Origin of the sequence: Paraglaciecola sp. (genome assembly GCF_051252315.1) — a bacterium.
Lineage (GTDB): Bacteria > Pseudomonadota > Gammaproteobacteria > Enterobacterales > Alteromonadaceae > Paraglaciecola.
Genome location: NZ_JBPOFP010000187.1, coordinates 1 through 5,304, shown reverse-complemented (window position 1 = coordinate 5,304; position 5,304 = coordinate 1). Strand labels below are relative to the sequence as shown.

Genomic DNA, 5,304 nt, shown 5'->3' with positions numbered 1-5,304 from the left:
TTTGAGAAGGACGTTATCAAGAATGGTGGTAGTAATTCGATTAGTATTAATATTAGCGGTGTACCTAGCGTTAAAGTTGGGAATGACGTTGTGGACGGAGAATTCGAGGACATTAACGATGAATAATAAACAGACACAGGGGTTTTGGTCTCCTCAAGAATTAACCTTACCACCCTTATCAAATAGTCAGGTCTTTAAATCCAACAGATACAAAGCAGGTGAACAGGCTGTACAGGCTGTAGAAAGTCGTGTAGGAACACTACCAGAGCGTTACAGACGTGTTATACGTGATGAAGGCTTTGTAGAAGGTGGTTATTACGATGACAAAGGCATTCTAACAGCAGGTATGGGACAGACCGGTGAATACATCAATCAATCCCCTGTAGTAGCTATTAAAGAAAAAGAAGCTAAAGCAGCCATGTTAGTGGATGGTTATGACAACTACGATGAAGCGACTAAAGGCGCATTACTTAGTGCTTCTTATCGTGGTGATATGAGTGCCGGTGATAAATGGCTGGGTCTTTTCAATAGTGGTGATTATGACGCAGCAGCTAAAGAGCTGTTAAACCATAAAGAATATAAAGAAAGAAAGAAGGTTAATCCTAACGATGGTGTTGTTAAGCGTTTAGAAGACATAGCTAGTAAGATAAAAAATGCAATGTATGACACAGATAATGCTAACGTTAAGGAAGACTAATGGAATTAAACATTGAACTGCTTAACTGGCAGCAGAAAGTGTTTAACGACACAGCACGATTCAAAGTCGTTGCAGCCGGTAGACGTTGTGGTAAATCACGACTAGCTGCTTGGTCAATGATTGTCAGGGCTTTACAGTCTCCTAAGTGTACCGTATTCTACGTAGCGCCTACACAGGGACAAGCACGTGACATTATGTGGTCATTGTTAGAAGACTTAGCACACCCTGTCATTGCAACTAAGCACGTTAACAACATGGAGTTTAAGTTGATTAATGGCAGTAGGATAATGCTGAAAGGTGGCGATAGACCAGATACCATGCGTGGTGTTAGTTTGGAATACCTTGTAATAGATGAATATGCCGATGTTAAGCAACAGGTCTTTGAAGAAATCTTACGTCCTGCATTAGCCGATAGAAAGGGTGATTGTCTTTTCATCGGTACACCTAAAGGTCGTAACCACTTCTATGACTTGTATTGTTACGCTGACGCAGGTGAGGATGATTCATTCAAAGCATGGCACTTCACATCCTATGACAACGAGACACTAGACCCTAATGAAATAAACTTAGCTAAAAAGTCTATGTCATCTTTTGCATTCCGTCAAGAGTTTATGAGTAGCTTTGAAGCCCTAGGTAGTGAGATATTCAAAGAGCATTGGGTGCAGTTTAGCGAAGAAGAGCCTGAGATAGGCGACTACTATATAGCAGTGGATTTAGCAGGCTTTGATGACCCTACGTCACGTTCTAAGAAGAATAAACGTCTGGATAGTACAGCAATCAGTGTGGTTAAAGTTAGTGAACATGGGTGGTATATAAAAGACATTATATATGGCAGATGGACACTAGAAGAAACAGCTCAGAAGATATTCAAGGCTGTAGAGCGTTACAGACCTGTTTCGGTTGGTATAGAACGGGGTATAGCTAAACAGGCTGTTATGTCTCCTCTGTCCGATATGATGCGTAGGAACAGTCGTTTCTTTCGTATCGAAGAGCTGACACATGGCAACCAAAAGAAAACAGACAGGATTGTTTGGGCATTACAAGGACGGTTTGAGAATGGACTTGTTACGTTAAACAAAGACGAATGGAACGGTGAGTTTTTAGACCAATTGTTTCAATTCCCTAACCATCTAGTACACGACGATTTAATAGACTCATTAGCCTATATAGACCAATTAGCCAAAGTAGCATACCATTCAGACTTGATTGACATGGATATGGACTTTGAACCATTAGACGCAATAGCAGGATACTAATACATGACAGATTATGAAGATTTTAACATGGAACAAAGCCTAGAATCATGGGTGTTGGACAAGTGTGAAGAGTGGCGTGACCACTACGAATCAAACTACCAAGAGAAGCACGAAGAGTATTTCCGGCTATGGCGTGGTATTTGGGATGGTTCAGACACTTTACGTGAATCAGAACGTTCTAAACTAATTGCACCGGCTTTACAGCAAGCAGTAGAAAGCTCAGTAGCCGAAGTAGAAGAAGCAACGTTTGGACGTGGTAAGTGGTTTGACATTCGTGATGACATTGCAGACCAAAACCAAGTTGACATCCAACAGATGCGTAACCAACTACAAGAAGACTTTACATTCACTAAAGCTCGTAAGACAGTAGCGGAAGCTATTCTTAACGGTGCTATCTACGGTACAGGTATCGGTGAGATAGTGATTGAAGAAGTTAAAGAGATGAAACCTGCTACACAGCCTATTATGGAAGGTGCTATGCAGGCTGTAGGTGTTGAGATTACAGACCGTTTCGTTGTAAAGCTAAACCCTGTCTTACCACAAAACTTCTTAATTGACCCTGTAGCTTCCACTGTAGAGGACGCTTTAGGCTGTGCAGTTGACCAGTTTGTTCCTACACATCAAGTTAGAATGCTACAAGAACAAGGTGTTTACAATGATGAAGATGTTGGTATCGCTAGTACAGACACAGACTTAGAACCAGATCGTGAACTATCACACTTCCCTGAAGATAAAGTTAGACTAGTTAAGTATTATGGTTTAGTGCCACGTGACTTGTTTAACAATGCAATAGCTGAAGAGGACGATGAAGAGGTTGTTTCTTTAAGCGACATGGACGAAGACGAAAGCGAATACATTGAAGCAATTGTTGTCCTTGCTAACGGTGTGTTGATGAAGGTTGAAGAAAACCCTTATATGATGCAAGACCGTCCTATCGTAGCATTCCCTTGGGATGTTGTTCCTAATCGCTTCTGGGGTAGAGGTGTTTGTGAGAAGGGTTATAATTCACAGAAAGCATTAGACACAGAGTTACGTGCTCGTATTGATGCGTTAGCGTTAACAATCCATCCTATGATGGCTATTGATGCGTCACGCCTACCAAGAGGTATGAAGCCAGAAGTACGTCCGGGTAAGATATTCCTTACTAACGGTAATCCGGCAGAAGTACTACAGCCATTTAACTTTGGTCAAGTAGGACAAGTAACATTCGCACAAGCCGGTCAGCTAGAACAGATGGTACAGCAAGCAACAGGCGCTGTAGACTCCTCAGGCGTCGCAGGAGGCGTTAATGGCGAAGCTACTGCCGCAGGTATTAGTATGTCACTTGGAGCGATTATAAAGCGTCACAAGCGCACTCTGATTAACTTCCAAGAAATGTTCCTGATTCCAATGGTACAGAAGACAGCTTGGCGTTACATGCAGTACAACCCTGAGTTATACCCTGCACAGGACTTTAAATTCATTCCTACGTCAACCCTTGGTATGATGGCACGTGAGTATGAAGTTACACAGCTTGTTCAGTTGTTACAGACAATGCCTGCTGATAGTCCGACGCATTCAATGCTGATTGAGAGTATTGTTGAGAACATGAACTTGGCTAATCGTGAAGAGATGATTAAACGTATTCGTGAAAGTCAACAGCCTACACCTGAACAGCAGCAAGCAGCTCAACAAGAGCAGCAAATGCAGATGCAACAGATGCAGCTACAAATGGCTAAAGAGCAAGCTACAGCAGCAGCTCTTAATGCACAAGCAGCTGAAGCGAACGCTAGAGCGCAGAAGTATCAAGTGGAAGCAGGTTTGGAACAATACAACTCTGAGACACAACGTATCAAAGCAGCCTCAACTAATGTTAGAGAGGGCGATGCAGATGATAGAGAGTTTGAGAAGCGTATGAAGCTCGCTGAACTGACGTTAAAGAAACAGCGTCAAGAGGCTGATATAGCCAGTAAAGCAGCGTCTAACACAGCTCCACCGCAAAGTCAAGAAATAATGTAAGAAAAAGCTTGACATTTGAATAAAAGTGTGTTATAATATATAGTATATACAATCATGCCTAGGAGGGTAACATGACAAAAGAAGAAGAATTATATTATAACAATTATTTTGACCTGTTTGGTACGGAGGGGTGGAAGCAAGTAGTAGAAGAACTACAAGCTAAAGCCTCTACTTACGATGTAGGTTATATAAAAGATGAGAAAGACCTTTACAAAGTACAAGGTGAACTTTCCATCATACGTTTGTTGTTAGGTTTGGAAGAGTTTATTAACCAAGGCTACAACAACACAAAAGAGTCTAATTAACCTTGTGGGCTAAAGGCTTAGACGTTTTAACTTTCCACAATACTATTAAAGTACGGAGAATACAATAATGGCAAATGAAAATAGTCGTCCAGAAGACTACAACGAAGAAACCTTTGAAACCTTTGATGAAGCTCCTGTAGAGGAACAACCGGAATCAAGAGGCTACGAAGACTATGTAGCACCTGAGCAAGAACCAGAAGTCGAAGATGACTTACCAGAGAAGTACAAAGGTAAGGATGTTAAAGACATTGTTGCTATGCACCAGAACGCTGAAAAGCTCTTAGGCAAGCAATCTTCTGAAGTAGGTGAGCTACGTAAAGTCGTTGATAACTTCATACAGACACAAACTATTGCACAACAACAAAAACAAGCCCCTGTACAGGCTGAAGATGACCTTGACGATTTAGACTTCTTTGAGAATCCAAAACAAGCTATCTCAAGAATGCTAGAGAACCATCCATCGGTACAACAAAGCAGACAAATGGCAAACCATCTAGCGCAGCAGAACACTGTTGCACAACTAAAGGCTAACCATCCAGATTTCACTAATATTGTATCTGATGCTAAGTTTATTGAATGGGTAGGTAAGTCAAAGGTTCGCTCTCAACTGCTACGTCAGGCTGATGCTTATGATTACGACAGCGCTGATGAGTTGTTTACATCTTGGAAAGAAAGACAGCAAATGGTTAATTCCGCTGTTCAGACCGAAACAAACGCTCGCAGACAGTCAGTTAAATCAGGCTCAACAGGCAACACCAAAGGCTCTGGCGAACCAAGCAGAAAGAAAATCTACAGACGTGCAGACATTGTAGAACTAATGGCAAAAGACCCTGAACGTTATCAGAGTTTAGCTGCCGAGATTAGACAAGCCTATTCAGAAGGGCGAGTCAAATAACTTTTAATAATATCTAAGGAAACTTAAAATGGCTAACTTAACACCATCAACCAGTAACACAGTTACTAAAGCAAATGCAACACACTTTATCCCTAGCCTATAATTTGGGGATGTAAAACCTGTTCTGAATAACTGGGAGCGAAAGTAACCAGA

The 5,304-nt window shown here is 41.5% G+C and carries 5 protein-coding genes; all 5 read left to right on the top strand.

The features are described from left to right. Positions 1–118: 118 nt before the first annotated feature. The 5 genes from ACSHXM_RS20720 (at position 119) to ACSHXM_RS20700 (ending at position 5,151) form a co-directional block, all read left to right on the top strand. Positions 119–697, top strand: a complete 579-nt coding sequence (locus tag ACSHXM_RS20720) for a hypothetical protein (RefSeq protein WP_435692122.1) — start codon at positions 119–121, stop codon at positions 695–697. Further along, the gene (locus ACSHXM_RS20715) at positions 697–1,953 is read left to right on the top strand and encodes a phage terminase large subunit (protein ID WP_435692120.1); all 1,257 of its coding nucleotides are present in this window, start codon (positions 697–699) and stop codon (positions 1,951–1,953) included. Before ACSHXM_RS20720 ends, ACSHXM_RS20715 begins: the two co-directional genes overlap by 1 nt. Positions 1,954–1,956: 3 nt before the next feature. Then, on the top strand, positions 1,957–3,951 hold the full coding sequence (locus ACSHXM_RS20710; RefSeq protein WP_435692118.1) for a portal protein: 1,995 nt from the start codon (positions 1,957–1,959) through the stop codon (positions 3,949–3,951). A gap of 71 nt (positions 3,952–4,022) precedes the next feature. Continuing rightward, positions 4,023–4,256 (top strand): hypothetical protein, encoded by a 234-nt coding sequence (locus ACSHXM_RS20705; protein ID WP_435692116.1) that lies wholly within the window; start codon positions 4,023–4,025, stop codon positions 4,254–4,256. A gap of 67 nt (positions 4,257–4,323) precedes the next feature. Further along, positions 4,324–5,151, top strand: a complete 828-nt coding sequence (locus tag ACSHXM_RS20700; RefSeq protein WP_435692114.1) for a hypothetical protein — start codon at positions 4,324–4,326, stop codon at positions 5,149–5,151. Positions 5,152–5,304 lie beyond the last annotated feature (153 nt).